Below are 16,836 nucleotides of genomic sequence, written 5' to 3'. Positions count from 1 at the left end.
GAAGCCGAGCAAGGGCGCTGCGGCGTGGGGCAAGCCTGTTTCCCGCATCATTGCGAGGCGCCCCCCTCTGTCCTGCCGGACATCTCCCCCTCAAGGGGGGAGATTGGCAGCTTCGGCGCTTCGCTCGGTTCTGCGACGCTGGAAATTGGCGAAAGCCGAAATGACAGCTGATCTCCCCCCTTGAGGGGGAGATGTCCGGCAGGACAGAGGGGGGTGCTGTCCCGCCAGCGTTGCGGAATAAACGGGGAGAACGGATTCCGGACGTCACTCGTCACGCCAGCGCCTCCTCGACAATTCGGCCAAGCTCCGGCGCGATGTAGGAGAGGTCCTCCTCATCCTTGATCAGCACGCCGATGGCGCGGCGGAAGGCTTCCGGCCACGGACTGCCGCCTTTCTCCAGAATGGTGGCGGCGTTGGCCCATTCGACCGCCTCGGCAATGCCGGGCGGCTTGGCCAGCGGGCGGGCGCGGATGGTCTGCACGGCTGCCGCCACCGCGCGTGCCGTTGCCTCAGCCACATTGCCGGCGCGCAGCATGATGATGGCGGCCTCGCGTTCCGCATCGGGATAGCCGATCCAGTGATAGACGCAGCGGCGGCGCAGTGCCTCGGCAAGTTCGCGGGTGCGGTTCGAGGTCAGGATGACGATCGGCTGTGCCGTGGCGCGGATGGTGCCGCGCTCGGGAATGCTGATCTGGAAATCGGAGAGGAATTCCAGCAACAGCGCTTCGAATTCATGATCGGAACGGTCGATCTCGTCGACTAAAAGCACGCGCTGTTCAGGCGCCTTCAGCACCTGCAGCAGTGGTCGGGCGATCAGGAAACGGTCGTCGTAGATGTCGATCTCGTGCTCGCCGGCATGGCGGATGGCGAGCAGCTGGCGCTGGTAATTCCATTCGTAGAGCGCATGCGCGGCGTCGATGCCTTCATAGCATTGCAGCCGCACCAGATCGCGGCCAAGCAGTTCCGCGATCGCCTTGGCCGCCTCGGTCTTGCCGACGCCCGGTGCGCCTTCGAGCAGCAGCGGCTTGCCGAGCCTGATCGCCAGGAAGATGGCGGTCGAAAGGCTTTCATCCGCCAGATAGCGCGAGGTGGCAAGGTGCTGCGCCACCGCCTCCGGCGACGTCGCGACAGTCTCGGCGCCTGTCTCTGTCATGCCAGCCCTCAATTCGCCGCCTGCGCCTTCAGCGCGCGCAGGATGCGCTCCGGCGTGATCGGCAGGGTGTCGATGCGGACGCCGACAGCGTCGAAGACGGCATTGGCGACCGCGGGGATTTGCGGGTTGGCGCACATTTCGCCCGGCCCCTTGGCGCCGTATGGTCCGTCCGCCGATGGCCGCTCCAGCACAATGATTTCGGTCTCGGCGAGATCGCCGGGGCCCGGCATCAGATACTGGTTGAAGTCGGTGCCGCCATGGTCGCGGTTGGGATAGTAAGGCTCGGTCGTCTCGTAGAGCGCGTGGCTGATGCCCATCCACGAGCCGCCGACCAGCTGCTGCTCGACCATTTTCGGGTTTAGTGCGCGGCCGATCTCGAAGACGTTCTTGACCGTCAACACGGTGACCTCGCCGGTCTCGTCGTCGACTTCGACTTCGGCCACGGTGCAGGCATGCGCGTAACAGGTCGACGGCTTCATCGCGCCGGTCTCCTTCTCCGGATAGGAGCGCGGGATCAGGAACATGCCGCGGCCCGAGATCGAGCGGCCGCGCTTGAAATGCGCCGATAGGGCGACATCGAAGATCGAGATCGATTTTTGCGGCGCGCCCTTGACCAGGATGTTGCCCTGGCCGTCGGTCTCGAGGTCGGAGGCGTTGACCTCCAACTCCTCGGCCGCCACTTCCAGCATCACCTGGCGCGCTTCCCTGGCCGCCTGGATGACGGCGTTGCCGGCGCGGTGCGTGCCGCGAGAGGCAAAGGTGCCCATGCAGTGCGGGCCGGTGTCGGTGTCGGCGGTGTCGACGACGACGCGGTCGGTCGGCACGCCGATCGTCTCGGCGCAGATCTGCGCCATGATCTGCTTCATGCCTTGGCCGAGATCGACCGATGACAGCGTCACCATGAAATTGCCTGTCGGCGTCGAATGCACCAGCGCCTGCGTCGGGTCGCCGCCGAGGTTCATGCCTGTGGGATAATTGATCGCGGCAACGCCGCGTCCACGCCTGATCGCCATCTCAAGCTCCCTTCGCGTAGGAGGACATCGCCATGTACTTTTCCGCCACCGGCCAGTTGGCGGCGCGCGAAGCTTCCTGCATGCATTCGATCAGCGCCGCACCCTCGGTCGGCTGGCGGTGCGCTTTCATATCGCCGTCGCGATAGGCGTTGATGAAGCGGAATTCGAGCGGATCCATGCCGATCAAGCGCGCCAGCTTGTCCATCTGCACCTCCAGCGCGAAGTCGCCGATGGTGACGCCGAAACCGCGCATGGCCGACGAGGGCGTGCGGTTTGTGTAGACGCAATAGGTGTCAATCCAGACGTTCGGTATGGTGTAAGGGCCGGGATAGTGCCCGGCGCCTTTCTGGGCGCCGTACGGCGAGTGGCGCGAATAGGCGCCGGCGTCGGTGTAGCCGGTGACCTTGCGCGCGACGATGCGGCCATCTTTCATGACGCCGTCCTTGATGACGACCTTTTCGGCCGCTCGCGGCGACGAGATCTGCATCTCCTCCTCGCGGCTGTAGATAAAACAGACTGGTCGTCCTGTTAATTTTGCGCCGAGGATGGCGATCGGCTCGACGATGACGTCGACCTTGCCGCCAAAACCGCCGCCGACGGTGCCGCCGACGAAATGCAATTTGCTGCCCGGCATCTGCAGGATGATCGAGGTGTTGTCGAGCGTGAAGAACATCGCCTGCGTGTTGGTGTAGCAGGTGAAGCGGTCATTGCCTTCGGGCGCCACCACACAGCCGGTGGTCTCCGTGGGCGCGTGTTCGATCGGCGAGGACTGGTAGCTCTCCTCCAAGATGTGGTCGGCGCCGGCGAAGCCCGCCTCGACATCGCCGAAGCGCACCTTGCGGCACTCGCCGCTGTCGTACAGGTAGTAATTCTGGCCGTGATATTCGTTGACCAGCGGCGCGCCGGGCTTCAGCGCCTCCTCCATGTCGAACACGGCCGGCAGCAATTCATAGTCGACCTTGACCTTGGCGGCCGCCTCTTGCGCCGCGCGCTCGGTTTCGGCCAGCACCGCCACCACGGCCTCGCCCTTCCAGCGCACCTTGCCGTCGGCCAGCACGGTTTCGTCCTCCGGCCCGACCTGGATCAGGATCAGGATGGTGTAGACATTGTGCGGCACGTCCTTGGCGGTCAGAATCTTCACCACGCCCGGATGCTTTTCCGCCTCGGAGGTGTCGATCGAGCGGATGCGGGCATGGTGATGCGGGCTGCGCACCATCTTCAGATGCAGCATGCCGGGGAAATTGCGGTCGGCGAAAAAGGCGGTCTTGCCGGTGACATGGCCGGGTGAATCCGAGCGCGGCCGGGGCTGGCCGATCTCGTGCAGATCATCCTTGCGGACATCGGCGAAGTAGCTCTTGCGCAGTTCCATGTTTTGTAACCTCAAGCCGCGTTCTGAGAGTTGGACCGCGCGGCGGTCAGCACCGCCTGGATGATCGGCTCGTAACCGGTGCAGCGGCAGATGTTGCCCGACAGCGCCTCGACCACCTCGTCGCGGCTGGGGTTGGGCGTGTGGTCGAGCAGCACCTTGGCCGCCATGATCATGCCCGGCGTGCAGAAGCCGCATTGCGTGGCGAAGGTGTCGAGGAAGGCGCGCTGCAGCGGATGCAAGACGCCAGCCTCGGAAAGCCCTGACGTGGTGCTGATGACGGCGCCATTGCAGGTTTCGGCAAGCGTCAGGCAGGAGAGCCTGAGTTCGCCGTCTATGATGACCGAACAGGCGCCGCAGGTGCCTTGATGGCAGCCGCCTTTCGGCGAGGTGTCGCCGATCTTGTCGCGCAAGGCGTGCAGCAACGTCGTGCCGCTGTCGATGAATTCGGCCTTTTCCGAGCCGTTGAGCGTGAATTGAACCGGAACCTTTGCCATGTTTTCCTCCCAGCGCGCCTGCCCGAACCAGCGGACAGACGCGCGCCCCCGAACGAAATTATGCGAGCAGCAGCCGGCCGAGATGAACCGGCAGGACTTCGGCGCGATACCAGGTGCTGGCGATCGGGTCGGTAATGGGCGCGGTGCCATCGCCGGCCGCGGCCAAGGCGGGCGCGATGCCGTCAGCGGTCAGCGTTCGGCCGATCAGCGCTTTTTCTGCCGCCCTGGCGCGCATTGGCCGATCCGCCATGCAGCCGAGCGCGATCCGCGCCGAGGTCACGATGCCATCCGACGACAGTTCCAGAGCACCGGCTATGCTGAGCACAGAGACGCCCTTGGGCTTGACCCTCGACACTTTCAGGAAGCGGAAACTGTCGGCCTTCGGAAGCGTGAAGCTCACGGAAGTGACGACGGCGCGGCTGCCGTCCCGATTGGCCAGGAAAGTCTCGATCGGTGTTTCGCCGCCATCGGTGCTGACCGTCGCATCGAGCGCCAACAGGGCAACGGCGAAATCGCCATAGGGGGCCGGGGCAAAAAGATTGCCGCCGACGGTCGCCATGTTGCGGATGGCCGGACCACCGACGGCGCGGGCGGCCTTGGCGAGCGTGCCAAGCTCCGGATGGCCGGCGATCGCCGCCATGGTCACCGAAGCGCCGATGCGGACTTTATCGCCGGCAACGGCGATGGTGGACAGGGACGGCTCGGTCGACCTGATAAGGCCGGAAACCGAGACGTCGCCTTCATTGGCCGCGCGGACGACCAGCGTGCCGCCACCGAGGTAGCGTGTGCCCTGGGTTTTCAGGGCCGCGTTCGCGTCTTTCACCGTCGCAAAAGTCTGCAGTGCCAGCGCCATGGTTTGGCTCCTGTCAGCTCTGGCCGGCGAAATGGCTTTTCAGGGCGTTGAAGCCGCCCTGAAAGACATTGGCGCCCATGCCCTCGGCCAGCTTGTCTGCCTCCTCGGGCGCGGCGTCGAAGCTGGCGGTCCATTCGGCGTAGGTGCGGTCGCCATCGGTGACGCGCCGCAGCTGCAGGGTCGCCTTGTGGTTGGTCAGCGGCTGCGGCGTCTCCAGGATGGAATAGCTGACCAGGAAATTCTGGTCGGAAAAGTCGAGCAGCTTTTCGCGCAGGCGGGGGCCGCTGGCGAGCTGGAAATTGCGCACGCAGCCAATCGTGGTGGCATCCTTGCCGTCTTCAATGTGGCTTTCCACCATGCGCGGATGCCAGCCCGGCAGCCCGTTGAAGTCGCGTATGCGCGCCCAAACCTTTTCGACCGGCGCGTCGATGACGCTGGAAATGGTGACTTTGGCCATTCAAATGTTCCCTTGCAAAAGCGATCCGGTGCAAGGGTAGGGCGGCCATTTCAGCGGCGCTTATCAATGCGTCTTGAGCGCCTATCAAGGAGTCTGAAAAAGGGTCGACCTCCGGATTTCCTTCTTTGCCACACTTCAAGATGCATGAAGCCTTTGATTGCGCCGTTGCCAGCAGCAATTGTGGGATGCTGGGTCTGTTTTGCGCCAAGCTGCCTCTCGCTGCGCATCCACCTGGCTAGAAAAGGGGCGGTGCTTTAGGCCGCCCCTTTTCGGGCCCTCAGTTTCGGCAGTTGGTGCCGACAGGGTCATACATTCGTGGGCTCACCCCGAGACACTTGGACGTCGGCTCGGCGCTGGTGTTCCCGATGGTCCCGACGTGGAAAGGGTCCACCATGCCTTTAGCGACGAATGAATCTCGAAGCGCTGAGTCACCCCAAGTATCGAAGTCGCCATTGTCGGCACGTAGACTGTGAACGACGAAGGGGGCGGTATTCGAGTAGGCAGCTTCGCTCACGATTGAATTCGCCAGAAGGCCGAACACTAGAAGCAAAACCGTACGAGTGGTGCGAGTCGTCTGGTTGGAAGCAAAGTACAACATATCATCCTCCTTTTGTTAGTCTCTCGTGATTGAGAAACTGCATGGAGGTTACGGGCGGGTCCGGTGCCTTCCGTGAAAAAATGAAGCCGTGATCGTGAAAACTCGAAACCGGAAAATCATTTCGCGGGCGGTGGCTGCTGGAAAAGGACTAAAGACCCAAGACGTGATACGTGATAGTGATCTAAATTACACGATGTGAGGCGTCGTGACCTATGGTCGGAGCAGCTGAACCAGACACGCGGCCGTACCTAAAGTTGCTGGGCAGAGTTGCCTTGCACGATTGCGACGGGCGCGACCTGACTCCAAAATCCCGAAGGTCTGTCTGCTTACTCGCTTTTCTAGCGCTTCAGCGCGATGGGCAAGCTACGCGAGAGAAAATCTGCGGATTCCTATGGAGTGGCAGAGGTGACGAACAAGCGCGCGACTCGCTTCGCCAAACCTTGGCCGACCTCAGACGCACCTTCGGAGAAAGAGCCAAACAGCTCCTTCGAGCCACAAGAGACACGATTGGAATCGATCTGGGGGAACTCCGCGTCGATGTGCGGATAGTCGAACAGATGTTGGCCCAAGGGAACCCCGAAGCAATCCTCTTTGCGGCGGACCATTGGGATGGTGGACTCTTGGAAGGCCTGCTTTCTCCTGCCCCCGAATTCGACGCTTGGTTGAGCATTGAGCGGATGCACATAACTGAAATTTTCGTGCGTTCTGCTGGTGTGGCTCTTGCGGTCGCTGTTCGAACAGGATGCGAGCCGGACCTTCACAAACTGGCGGATTATCTCATTCGAATTGAGCCAACAAACGAGGCTGCTCACTCGGCTTTGATTGGTTGGGCGCTAGACAAAGGCAATACATCCGCAGCACTTCGACGCTATGAGGCATGCCGCGAGGCATTTAGACGTGATCTTGATTCCGAACCTCCATTGGCTCTACGGCGGCTCGCCGAAGCCGCGCAGAGTCCTCAGCGCGAAGCCGCGAACCGACAAGCATCAGGCGGGTCATTGACCTGCCGGCGGCTGCCTTCCGTCGTGTTGGTTGCCAGGCCACCAGTAGGGCCGCCGGAACTAACCAACGGGCTCGCCGGTTTCCTGTTTGAAGAGCTGGTGGGTGCATTGGGACGATCGCACAGTCTTGCATTGTTGCTCCCAACGCAGCCCGGGGAACGCCTCGATGCGACTTACGCGCTCACGATGAATATGTGGGTAGACGAAAGGCGACTGCAGGCTTCCTTCAGGCTGAGCAGGAACATCGATCGGATGCATCTGCTATCGGAGCGGATGGACAATGAAAACCTCGGCATTGTTGCAGCGTCGCTGGCAGATCTGGATCGGATTGTCAGTCACGTTGAATACGCAATCGCAACCGACCATCGACAAGCCGGAAAGACGTTAGATGACGCTTACAGCATATGGTTGGACGCCGACCGATTAACCGAAAGCTTTCGTTCGCATGATCTTGCCGGCGCTGTCTCTATGTTGCATCGAGCCGCCGCCTTGGATCCTGGATTTTCTCGTCCTATCGCAGCGCTCGCTTCCATTCAACTTTGTCAGCCAATGGCAAACCCTAGCAGCGAAGTCACCTCATTTTCGTTCAGCGGAGCACTCGCATTGGCCAAGAATGCAGTGGCGATCGATCCGTGGGACGCCAGGAACCGTGGCGTTCTAGGATGGGCTTATTACCGTATGGGACTCTACACGCAGGGAGAAAAGGAATTCAGGCGCGCCGTCGAGCTTGACCCCTATGACCCCGCCGTTCTGATATCCGCTTCCGAGGGGCTCGCCTGCTATGGTGACGGCAATGCGGCTGTTACGTATGCAGAGAGGGCGTTTCACCTTCACCCTGCGACGCCAGACTTTTTCCACTTCTTCGGACTTCAAGCATTTGCCATGGCCGGAGCTTATGAACGAGCCCTCGATCATGGCTCAGCCCTCTGGTCATTCGGACTGGCCGAGCCGCTGGCATGGAATGCGTTCGCGCTGACCAAGAGTGCTCGCCACGCCGAAGCTCATGCATCCGCGATTGCATTCCTGAAAATAGTTGAAACTCGTTGGGAAGGCGGATGCTTTAGCCCGGTCGCAGCGATGCAGTGGTTGGATCAAATCACTCTCGTGTCTGATCGGCACAGGCGCGAGGAGTTTCTGACTTGCTTGGCCAACCTCATTTCAGAGATCACCGGATGCCCGCTTCCGAGACTGCTACCTACACCCCATAATCGTCACGAAACCCAACTCCTGAAGATAAATATCTAGATTGCCTTTGTGCTCATTTACCACCGGTATCACGATGTGTACCGTAGACAAATCGTCACGAACTACCTTGATCTGCAGTTGAGCCAATTGCGACGGGTCTATACCGGTATCCTTCAAGGCCGCTATTGGATCCGTGACAAAATTCTGAAATTCAACTTGATCAGTGGCCGCTTTATATATCAATTTTCCTACGTTTAGACACGCCTCTGGGTCTGTTGCAAAAGTGAGCGAGCCGCCGTCGTCCTCACTTCTTCTCTTCACGGTAGGAATGGTCCGAAGCCGCATCTCATACCTCCTGGTAAGCTTTCAAGCTTCCGTAAGTCCAGAATGAATGGCTCAGAGTAATTAGGGGACCCTAACACATAAGGCTGTCGACACAAAGAGGGCGTCTGACCCGGTGAACGGAAATTTTGATTTACTTCATCTGACCCATACCGATGCTCCTGCGGAGTTCATCGTCGCTGCACGGGAGCGCGCTGGCAAAGCCGAGATACTCGGCTCGGGACGGGGTCTGACACGCGAGAATGCGCTGGCATCTTGTCTCGGCGAAATGGCGGAGCGTACGGCTGCTTCTCAAATCGACGCTCTCCAGATTATTGAGGCGCGTGCAATCGATCTGCCAGGAAGCTCCATCGCGCCCAACCATTTTTGGCAGTTTTCGGACATTCAGCTCCGAGATGGTCCCAATCCAGGTGAATTGATCTCACCGCGCGCATGGTCGGTCGTCACGGAACGTGTCTCCAACTGCACCAACTGGTGCTTGGCGAAGCCAAATCGCGCTGGCCCAGACGTATTCGTGCCAATCGTCAACGTCGTGCTCGGTGAGGGACCGACAGATAGCAATGGTCTTGCCGCCGGCACTGACCGCTCCACTGCCCAGGTCACCGCGTTGCTGGAACTTGTGGAACGAGATGCAGTCGCTATCTGGTGGTACGGGCGCATAAGACGTCCTCCGGTGTCGCTCAGAACGCTTGATGAACCGACCCATCCGGATCTCCGACATTGGCTAGAGCGGCGGCAACGACGCACCTGGCTCCTGGATATTACGAACGACCTGGGCGTGCCAGTCATCGCCGCCATTTCGGCCGATCAGAACGGCTCGAATATCGCTTATGGTTTCGCAGCGCATCTGTCGGTCCGGCAAGCCAGTCAGGCGGCCGTCTTGGAGATGTTGCAGAGCGAACTGTCGCTTATCCTCGCCGAGAAGAGGGCCTCGCAGTCCGGTAGGCCAGAAGGCCCAGCCGGACGGTTCTTGTCTTGGTCGCGCTCCGCATCGGTTACACGCATGGCCCACCTCTTGCCCGATCTCGATGCAACTGCCATTCCTTCTAGCAACTCGCCAGCTGAGGATCTGAGCGAGGTAGTTGCGAAAAAGACAGGGGTACCAGTAGTATTTGTGAACCTTGATCTGCCGGACGATACACTCAAAGTTGTTCGTGCATTATCACCGTGCCTCCGGTCATGGCGGCCTAGATTTCGAAGAGGGCGACTTCAGTCTGTACCTCAAACTCTTGGCTGGACGCGCGAGGCATTCGACGAGACCTCTTTTGATGGTAACGTCATTCTAATCTAGAACCAGGGATTAATATCGGCTGATGCTGAAGCTTGGCGGCGGGCGGTTGGTTCAGGCGATCGCCCGCGCGGCCTCGCGGTAGACCGTCGGCGGCACGCCGACATGATCGCGGAAGAAGCGCGAGAAATTGCCCTGCGTGGTGAAGCCGAGATTGCAGGCTACCGAGATCAGCGGTTCCTGCGACCATTGCAGCTGCCGCACCGCTTCCTCCATGCGCAGCGTGTTCCAGTAGACATTGGGCGTCAGATTGGTCTGTTCCTTGAACAAAGCGAAGAAATGCGGTCGCGACAGGCCGACGCTGCGCGCCACGTCGTCGAAGCAGATGCGCTCGCAGACATTGGCCTTCATCAGCTGGATTGCCTTGCGGACACGAAAATCCTGCATGGTGTTGATGCGGACACGGGTCTCCTGCGGTGCCGAGGCGTCGGCTGCGTCGAGCACGCTATCGATGAAACGCTCGATCTCGTAGTTGGCGATATCGTCGACGCTCTCATTGTCGCTGAGGTGGTCGAGCAGATTGGCGGCGGCCTGATGCAGCCACGGTTCCAGCGTGATCGCGGCTCGTGAAAACAGCGGCGCCGACGAAGGCAGGTCGCGGCGGCGCCGCGCCCAGTCGGGATCGATGTAGAAGGCCAGAAACAGACCGGGCGTCCCGTTTTGCGACAGAACATGGCTGTGCGGCTGGAAGGAGTTGATGCCGGCGGCCGTTCCAGGTCCAAGCCGCACGGTCTCGCGGCCGATGGTCATTTCGCCGGCCGTACCTTCCAGCCAGATGATCAGATGGGCCTCGACATGGGCATGGGTGACGAAGTCGCTTGCGACATTCAGGATAGAAACATGTCCGAACCGGCCCCAGTAGAGCCTGATCGCTTCCGTCATGGTATATCCTCCCGCAGACGACTGGCCTCCCTTCGTCTGCAACAAGGATTGTGCGGCCGAGTTCAGGGCCGCGTCAAGACGCGCGGGGGCGGCGAAGGCGAATGACGGCCAGTGCGGCCGGATTTTCAGACTGAGCGATAGGCACTGGAACGAATAGCGGTGGGAGAATTGCCGCCTCAAACCGAAGCCGTCATGCCGCCATCGACATACAGCGTATGGCCGTTGACGAAGGACGAGGCGTCGGAGGCAAGGAACACGGCGGCGCCGATCAGCTCGTCGACATTGCCCCAGCGCCCGGCCGGCGTGCGCTTTTCCAGCCAGCCGGAAAATTCCGGATTGTCGACCAGCGCCTGGTTCATCTCGGTGCGGAAATAGCCGGGCGCGATCGCATTGATCTGCAGGCCGTATCTCGCCCAGTCGGCGCACATGCCCCGGGTCAGGTTGCGGATCGCGCCCTTGGTTGCGGTGTAGGGCGCGATGTTCGGCCTTGCCAGTTCGCTCTGCACCGAACCGATGTTGATGATCTTGCCCTTGCCGCGCGGGATCATGTGGCGGGCGACCGCCTTGCCGGCATGGAAGGCGCCCGACACATTGGTCTTGAACAGCCGCTCCCATTGCTCCTCGGGAAAGTCCTCGAGTGGGGCGCGGAATTGTATGCCGGCATTGTTGATGAGGATGTCGATGGCGCCGATCTCGGCCTCGATGCGGGCAATGTCCTCGTTGACCGCCTGAAAATCGGTGACGTCGAATACCGAGGCATGCGCCTTGAAGCCGGCATTGCGCAGCTTTTCGACGGCACCGCCGATCCTAGCGGTGTCGCGACCGTTCAGCACCACGCTTGCACCGTGTCCGGCGAGGCCCTTCGCCAGGGCAAAACCGATGCCTTGACCGGAGCCAGTTACCAGCGCCACCCGCCCCTCGAGGCTGAACAGGGAGTTGGCCATCAACCGTCGGCTTAGTCGCTGCGGCGGAAGTTGCGGATGCGGTCGAACAGCACCGCCAGCAGGATGGCGCCGCCGATGAAGACGCCTTGCCAGAAGGCATTGATGCCGAGCAGGCCGAGACTGTTGCGGATCACCTCGATCAGGGCCGCGCCGACGATGGCGCCGAAGGCGGTGCCGACGCCGCCGGCCAGATTGGCGCCGCCGATGACGGTGGCGGCGATCACCTGCAGTTCCATTCCGGTGCCGAGATTGGTGGTGACGGCACCCAGCCAGCCGGTCTGGATGATGCCGGCAATGCCCGCCGACAGCGCCGAGATCATGTAGACGGCAACCTTGATCTGGCGCACCGGAACGCCGGTCAGCGTCGCCGCGTGCTCGTTGCCGCCAATGGCGAAGATGTGGCGGCCGAACTTCGTCCAGCGCAGGATGAAGCCGGTGATCAGCGCCAGAAGGATCATGTAGAGCACCGGGTTGGCGATGCCGAACACCCAGGCGCCGCCGCCCAGTGCCAGAAGCTTGGCGTGGTCCGGCCCGAACTGGAAGACGACGGTGTTGTTGGAGGCGACCATGGCGAGGCTTCGGGCGATCGACAGCATGCCGAGTGTCACCACGAACGGTGGAAAGCCGAGATAGGCGATCAATATGCCGTTGAAGGCGCCGATGGCGAGCGCGGTGGCAATGGAGGCCAGGATACCGACCTCGATCGAATAGCCGGCATGCATTGTGACGGCCAGAACCATCGAGGACAGACACAGCACCGAGCCGACAGACAGGTCGATGCCGCCGGTGATGATGACGAAGGTCATGCCAAGCGCGATGATGGCGACGAAGGTGATGTTGCGGGTGATGTTGTAGAGGTTCTTCGACGTGGCGAAGGCGTCGGTGGCAAACGACAGGAACACGCAGGCAAGGATGACGGAGATCACCACCCAGAAAGTCTGGCTGGCAAACAGTCTTGCCGGCAGGGATTGCCGCTTGTGCTCGATCGGCTGGTCAATTGTCAGTGCCATCGTCGACCTTCATTTGCTGTGCGTGGTGGATTTCGTTGAAATCAAACCTGTTCGATGGCGCCGGTGATCAGCCCGGTGACTTCCTCGGGCGAACTCGACGCAATCGTCTTGTCGGCGACTTTGCGGCCGCGCCGCATGACGATGACGCGGTCGGCGACGGTGAAGACGTCGGGCATGCGGTGGCTGATCAGCACGACGGCGATGCCTTGATCGCGCAAATGGCGGATCAGGTTCAGCACTTCGGCGACCTGGCGCACCGAGATCGCCGCCGTCGGTTCGTCCATCAGCACGATCTTGGCCTGCGACAGCATGGTGCGGGCAATGGCCACCGCCTGGCGCTGGCCACCCGACATCTGCTTGACGAGGTCGCGGGGACGGGTTTCGGACTTCAATTCGGCGAAGAGCTGGCCGGCACGCTTGTACATTGAGCCATAGTCGAGGATGCGGAACGGCCAAACGCCGCGCCGCAGTTCGCGGCCGAGATAGACATTAGCGGCGGCGGTCAGATTGTTGCAGAGCGCAAGGTCCTGGTGGACGATCTCGATGCCGTGCTGGCGGGCTTCCGCCGGCTTGTGCAGGATCAATTCCTTGCCGTCCATGTGCATGGTGCCATGGCTGGGGCGGAAATTGCCGGCGATCATCTTGACCAGCGTCGACTTGCCGGCGCCGTTGTCGCCCATGAGGCCGACCACCTGTCCGGGCTCGATCGACAGCGAAACGTCGTTGACAGCCTGGATGGCGCCGAAATGCCTTGAGATGTTGGTGAGTTCGAGAACCGCCACCAGCCTTTGCCTCCCCGTGATTTGCGACCTGCCGCTGTTCCCGGCGTGGATGCCGGCGCTGCTTTGGCCTCGCTCTCCCCGGCTCCTCCCGAAGACGGCGTTAGCGTTCTTTTACGCAAAAGCCGGCGCACGTCAATCAATTGTCGGACGAATTGGGCCAGGACTATTTTAAAAATCCGTTTTGTAGGACAAATAGCATTGACGTTGGCGCCAAGCCGATATTAGCTAAGCGTCGGAGGAGATTATGCCGATCCCCGCTGGCGGTTCGCCGGCAGGAATCGGCGGAGGTTTGACGGTCCAGGATCCGGCGCCACCTGTGTGTGAGCTGATCTGAAGCCGAATCTGGAAATGCTTATCGATCTGTCCTGGCGATACGAGCGCTCGCGAAACGACCCTCGGTCATCACGCATCCGGTCGATCTGTATGGCGGGCACGCCGTGTCCGTTTGTTTCAAGGGAGGACTGACATGAGGAAGACACTTTTGCTCGCCGCCGTCGCCGCCATGGCGTTGGGTGCCGGGCCGGCTTTGGCCAAGAAACAGCTCGTCATTGTCGTGAAAGGTCTCGACAATCCGTTCTTCGAAGCCATCCACCAGGGCTGCGAGAAATGGAACAAGGAAAACGCCAGCTCGGAGTATGAATGCTTCTACACCGGTCCGGCGTCGACTTCAGATGAAGCCGGCGAGGCGCAGATCGTCCAGGACATGCTGAGCAAGGCCGACACGGTGGCGATGGCGATTTCGCCGTCCAACGCGCCGCTGATCGCGCAGACGATCAAGAGTGCCAATCCGACGATCCCGATCATGACGGTCGATGCCGATCTCAGCAAGGAAGACGCAGGTCTTCGCAAGACCTATCTCGGTACCGACAATTACCTGATGGGCAAGAAGATCGGCGAGTACATCAAGAAGGGCAAGCCGAATGGCGGCACGATTTGCACGATCGAGGGCAATCCTGCGGCTGACAACATCCTGCGCCGTGCGCAAGGCATGCGTGACGCACTGTCGGGCAAGGAGGGCCTTGCCGCACTTGCCGGTGAAGGTGGCTGGACCGAAGTCGCCGGCTGCCCGGTGTTCACCAATGACGATGGCGCCAAGGGCGTGCAGGCGATGACCGACATCCTCGCCGCCAATCCCAAGCTGGACGCCTTCGGCATCATGGGCGGCTGGCCGCTGTTCGGCGCGCCGCAGCCCTATCGCGACCTGTTCGGGCCGCTCAAGGACCGGATCGCCAGCAACGACTTCGTCATCGGCGCCGCCGACACGATCGGCGACGAAGTGGCGATCGCTCGTGACGGCCTCGTGACGGCTCTGGTCGGTCAGCGGCCGTTCGAAATGGGCTACAAGGCACCGTCGGTGATGATCGATCTGATCGAAGGCAAGGCGGTCGCCGATCCGGTGTTCACCGGCCTCGACGAGTGCACCAAGGATACGGTCGACACCTGCATCCAGAAGTAGGTTCTCGATTTCGGGGCGCCCGGTTGCGGGTGCCCCGTCATTCCTGAACGGAAGCGATAATTCCCGAACGGATGCAATGGTTGGGGCAACCGGCTCCGGCTTTGCAGCGCCCGTGATCTGGATTTTTCGGCAACGAAATCGGCGCCCGTGCGGTTCGGACCAGTCCGGACGACAGACGGTCGACGCATTGGAACGTGGATGCCGGACGAGAAATCAAGCAAGCGAGCCGACCGGGCCAAGGCACAAGCCAGCCACGGCCCGGCTGTCATGCGGAAGGCTGGTGCCGCGCATTTTGCTGGAGCGAGCGTCCATGTCTCGCTGGCCGGCGAGATTGGCCTGCGGATCGTGCGTGGCGACTATCCGCCTGGCACCATCCTGCCCAACGAGTCCAAATGGGCAGAGATCTTCAATGTCAGCCGTTCGGCGGTGCGCGAAGCCATCAAGATGCTGATGGCGAAGAGCCTGTTGGCCTCACGCCCCAAGATCGGCAGCTGGGTCGAGCCGAAGGAGCGCTGGAACCTGCTCGACCGCGACGTGCTGGCCTGGTACGCGACGGCGCCCGACCGCGAGGCGTTCCTGCGAACCGTGCAGGAGTTTCGTCATATCATCGAGCCGGAAGCATCGGCCTTTGCCGCCATGCGGCGCAGCGACGAGCAAATGGCGGAAATCAGCCAGGCCTGCCGCGAGATGGGCGAGGCCTTGAGCCTGCAGGAGCGTATCCGCGCCGACACACGCTTTCATCTCGCCATTCTGCGCGCCTCCGGCAACGATCTTCTGGTGCCGCTCGGCGTGCTGATCGAGTCGGCGCTCGACCATCTCTTCGCATTCACGACACAACAGGTCGCCGATCAGCGCCAGGCTCAGAAGCTGCATGAGGCGATCGAAAAGAACATCCGCCTGCAGCGCCCAGCCGCAGCGCGCAACGCCGTGCACAAGCTGCTTGCGGATACCGATGAAGGGATCGGGCGCTGGAGGCGGTGATCCACGCTTGCGTTTGGCAATCTCAAATCGTCTGTTTCTTCCCATCCTTCATCGGCATCAGGTCGACACCGTTCACCTCAGCGATATGCGTCGCCAGCATCGGCACGAATTGCTCGGCCGAGCCGGTTGCATGGGCACCGGCGAAGGAGTTCTTGGTAGCGTTGCCGAGCGGGTTGGCAATGCCGGCCGCACCCGCCATCGATTCCAGATAGGTCAGGTCCTTGAAGGCATTGGCGATGGTGAATTTGTGCGCATCGCGGTCACCTTCCAGCGTCCAGCGCATGAAGGTCTGGTAGAAACCGCAATCCATGCGGCCATTGCGGATGACGCTGTCGAAGCGCGGCGGCGAGATGCCGACCTTCTCAGCCAGCGCCAGTGCCTCGGAATAGATCGCTGCGTAGCCGAGCGAGATGAAATTGTTGAGCAGCTTCATGCGATGGCCATCGCCGGTGTCGCCGATATGGACGATGCGGCCGGCCCAGGTTTCGATCACCGGTTTCACCCTGGCAAAGAGGGCGTCCGGTGCGCCGACCATGGCGTCGAGCGTGCCTTCCCAGGCTTCCTTCGGCGTGCGGCTGAGCGGTGCGTCGACAAAATCGATGCCGAGCGCATTGAGCTCAGCCGCAAGCGCAATGGTCGAGACCGGGTCGGAGGTCGAGCAGTCGACGACGACCGAACCTTTCTTCAAACCCTCCTTGAGGCCGCCCGGGCCGCGAATGATGGCTTCGACCTCGCGCGAACCGGTGACGCAGATGAAGACGATTGTCGATGCCGCCGCCACATCACGCGGGGTCGATGCTTCCGTGGCGCCGCGGCCAAGCAGGTCTTCTGCCGGCTTGCGGTTCTTGCGGCCGAGGAAAGTCAGGCTGTAGCCCTTGTCGACCATGTTCTTGGCGATCCCGTGGCCCATCAGCCCAAGCCCGATGAAGCCGATCTTTTCGCTCGCGGCAGTCGTGTTCATGTCTTCAAGTCCTGTTGCAATGATTGATGTCAGGCGCTGCCGTTTTGCAGGCGTGGGTGGTTGCGGA

At 61.4% G+C, this 16,836-nt stretch carries 15 protein-coding genes; 4 read left to right on the top strand and 11 right to left on the bottom strand.

What is annotated here, in order from left to right; translation table 11 throughout:
- Nucleotides 1–271: 271 nt before the first annotated feature.
- The 6 genes from LB558_RS13740 to LB558_RS13720 are packed head-to-tail and all read right to left on the bottom strand — an operon-like array spanning nucleotide 272 to nucleotide 5,339.
- Entirely contained in the window at nucleotides 272–1,153 is an 882-nt protein-coding gene (locus tag LB558_RS13740; RefSeq protein ID WP_224698024.1) for an AAA family ATPase, read from the bottom strand.
- An 8-nt stretch (nucleotides 1,154–1,161) separates the two neighbouring features.
- A complete protein-coding gene (locus tag LB558_RS32910; RefSeq protein WP_023756899.1) occupies nucleotides 1,162–2,166 on the bottom strand; it encodes a xanthine dehydrogenase family protein molybdopterin-binding subunit in 1,005 nt (334 codons plus the stop codon).
- A 1-nt stretch (nucleotide 2,167) separates the two neighbouring features.
- Nucleotides 2,168–3,535 (bottom strand): xanthine dehydrogenase family protein molybdopterin-binding subunit, encoded by a 1,368-nt coding sequence (locus tag LB558_RS32905; protein ID WP_263495237.1) that lies wholly within the window; start codon nucleotides 3,533–3,535, stop codon nucleotides 2,168–2,170.
- An 11-nt stretch (nucleotides 3,536–3,546) separates the two neighbouring features.
- Complete coding sequence (locus LB558_RS13730) at nucleotides 3,547–4,029, bottom strand: (2Fe-2S)-binding protein (RefSeq protein ID WP_127414048.1); 483 nt, start codon at nucleotides 4,027–4,029, stop codon at nucleotides 3,547–3,549.
- A 58-nt stretch (nucleotides 4,030–4,087) separates the two neighbouring features.
- Nucleotides 4,088–4,882 carry an FAD binding domain-containing protein gene (locus LB558_RS13725; protein WP_224698023.1) on the bottom strand — a complete coding sequence of 265 codons (795 nt, stop codon included), beginning with the start codon at nucleotides 4,880–4,882 and terminating at the stop codon, nucleotides 4,088–4,090.
- Nucleotides 4,883–4,895: 13 nt separating this feature from the next.
- On the bottom strand, nucleotides 4,896–5,339 hold the full coding sequence (locus LB558_RS13720) for an SRPBCC family protein (protein ID WP_127295458.1): 444 nt from the start codon (nucleotides 5,337–5,339) through the stop codon (nucleotides 4,896–4,898).
- A gap of 1,038 nt (nucleotides 5,340–6,377) precedes the next feature.
- Here LB558_RS13720 and LB558_RS13715 point away from each other — a divergent pair.
- Nucleotides 6,378–8,183: a BTAD domain-containing putative transcriptional regulator gene (locus tag LB558_RS13715; protein WP_224698022.1), complete on the top strand. Its 1,806-nt coding sequence runs from the start codon at nucleotides 6,378–6,380 to the stop codon at nucleotides 8,181–8,183.
- Nucleotides 8,184–8,580: 397 nt separating this feature from the next.
- Entirely contained in the window at nucleotides 8,581–9,756 is a 1,176-nt protein-coding gene (locus LB558_RS13710; RefSeq protein ID WP_224698021.1) for a YcaO-like family protein, read from the top strand.
- A gap of 51 nt (nucleotides 9,757–9,807) precedes the next feature.
- Here LB558_RS13710 and LB558_RS13705 read toward each other — a convergent pair whose 3' ends face one another.
- The 4 genes from LB558_RS13705 to LB558_RS13690 all read right to left on the bottom strand — a co-directional run bounded on the left by LB558_RS13705 (nucleotide 9,808) and on the right by LB558_RS13690 (nucleotide 13,371).
- Nucleotides 9,808–10,635, bottom strand: a complete 828-nt coding sequence (locus LB558_RS13705) for an AraC family transcriptional regulator (protein ID WP_224698020.1) — start codon at nucleotides 10,633–10,635, stop codon at nucleotides 9,808–9,810.
- A 176-nt stretch (nucleotides 10,636–10,811) separates the two neighbouring features.
- Entirely contained in the window at nucleotides 10,812–11,579 is a 768-nt protein-coding gene (locus LB558_RS13700; protein ID WP_224698019.1) for an SDR family oxidoreductase, read from the bottom strand.
- An 11-nt stretch (nucleotides 11,580–11,590) separates the two neighbouring features.
- Complete coding sequence (locus LB558_RS13695; protein WP_224698018.1) at nucleotides 11,591–12,589, bottom strand: ABC transporter permease; 999 nt, start codon at nucleotides 12,587–12,589, stop codon at nucleotides 11,591–11,593.
- Between the two features lie 41 nt (nucleotides 12,590–12,630).
- Entirely contained in the window at nucleotides 12,631–13,371 is a 741-nt protein-coding gene (locus LB558_RS13690; RefSeq protein WP_318011639.1) for an ATP-binding cassette domain-containing protein, read from the bottom strand.
- Between the two features lie 466 nt (nucleotides 13,372–13,837).
- Here LB558_RS13690 and LB558_RS13685 point away from each other — a divergent pair, with 466 nt between their 5' ends.
- Both LB558_RS13685 and LB558_RS13680 read left to right on the top strand, forming a co-directional pair.
- Nucleotides 13,838–14,827: a sugar-binding protein gene (locus LB558_RS13685; protein ID WP_127396614.1), complete on the top strand. Its 990-nt coding sequence runs from the start codon at nucleotides 13,838–13,840 to the stop codon at nucleotides 14,825–14,827.
- A gap of 198 nt (nucleotides 14,828–15,025) precedes the next feature.
- Entirely contained in the window at nucleotides 15,026–15,808 is a 783-nt protein-coding gene (locus tag LB558_RS13680) for a FadR/GntR family transcriptional regulator (protein WP_224698017.1), read from the top strand.
- 22 nt (nucleotides 15,809–15,830) lie between these two features.
- On the opposite strand, the gene LB558_RS13675 is transcribed toward LB558_RS13680, so the two are convergent.
- The gene (locus tag LB558_RS13675) at nucleotides 15,831–16,769 is read right to left on the bottom strand and encodes an NAD(P)-dependent oxidoreductase (RefSeq protein WP_224698016.1); all 939 of its coding nucleotides are present in this window, start codon (nucleotides 16,767–16,769) and stop codon (nucleotides 15,831–15,833) included.
- Nucleotides 16,770–16,836 lie beyond the last annotated feature (67 nt).

This window comes from Mesorhizobium sp. CO1-1-8 (genome assembly GCF_020164875.1).
Classification (GTDB): domain Bacteria; phylum Pseudomonadota; class Alphaproteobacteria; order Rhizobiales; family Rhizobiaceae; genus Mesorhizobium.
This window is presented reverse-complemented; position numbering and strand designations above follow the sequence as displayed.

Excerpts from the sequence above, each read along its gene's own strand:
- LB558_RS13740 (WP_224698024.1), bottom strand. The coding sequence starts at position 1,153 with ATGACAGAGACAGGCGCCGAGACTGTCGCGACGTCGCCGGAGGCGGTG.
- LB558_RS32910 (WP_023756899.1), bottom strand. The coding sequence starts at position 2,166 with ATGGCGATCAGGCGTGGACGCGGCGTTGCCGCGATCAATTATCCCACA.
- LB558_RS32905 (WP_263495237.1), bottom strand. The coding sequence starts at position 3,535 with ATGGAACTGCGCAAGAGCTACTTCGCCGATGTCCGCAAGGATGATCTG.
- LB558_RS13730 (WP_127414048.1), bottom strand. The coding sequence starts at position 4,029 with ATGGCAAAGGTTCCGGTTCAATTCACGCTCAACGGCTCGGAAAAGGCC.
- LB558_RS13725 (WP_224698023.1), bottom strand. The coding sequence starts at position 4,882 with ATGGCGCTGGCACTGCAGACTTTTGCGACGGTGAAAGACGCGAACGCG.
- LB558_RS13720 (WP_127295458.1), bottom strand. The coding sequence starts at position 5,339 with ATGGCCAAAGTCACCATTTCCAGCGTCATCGACGCGCCGGTCGAAAAG.
- LB558_RS13705 (WP_224698020.1), bottom strand. The coding sequence starts at position 10,635 with ATGACGGAAGCGATCAGGCTCTACTGGGGCCGGTTCGGACATGTTTCT.
- LB558_RS13700 (WP_224698019.1), bottom strand. The coding sequence starts at position 11,579 with ATGGCCAACTCCCTGTTCAGCCTCGAGGGGCGGGTGGCGCTGGTAACT.
- LB558_RS13695 (WP_224698018.1), bottom strand. The coding sequence starts at position 12,589 with ATGGCACTGACAATTGACCAGCCGATCGAGCACAAGCGGCAATCCCTG.
- LB558_RS13685 (WP_127396614.1), top strand. The coding sequence starts at position 13,838 with ATGAGGAAGACACTTTTGCTCGCCGCCGTCGCCGCCATGGCGTTGGGT.
- LB558_RS13680 (WP_224698017.1), top strand. The coding sequence starts at position 15,026 with ATGCCGGACGAGAAATCAAGCAAGCGAGCCGACCGGGCCAAGGCACAA.
- LB558_RS13675 (WP_224698016.1), bottom strand. The coding sequence starts at position 16,769 with ATGAACACGACTGCCGCGAGCGAAAAGATCGGCTTCATCGGGCTTGGG.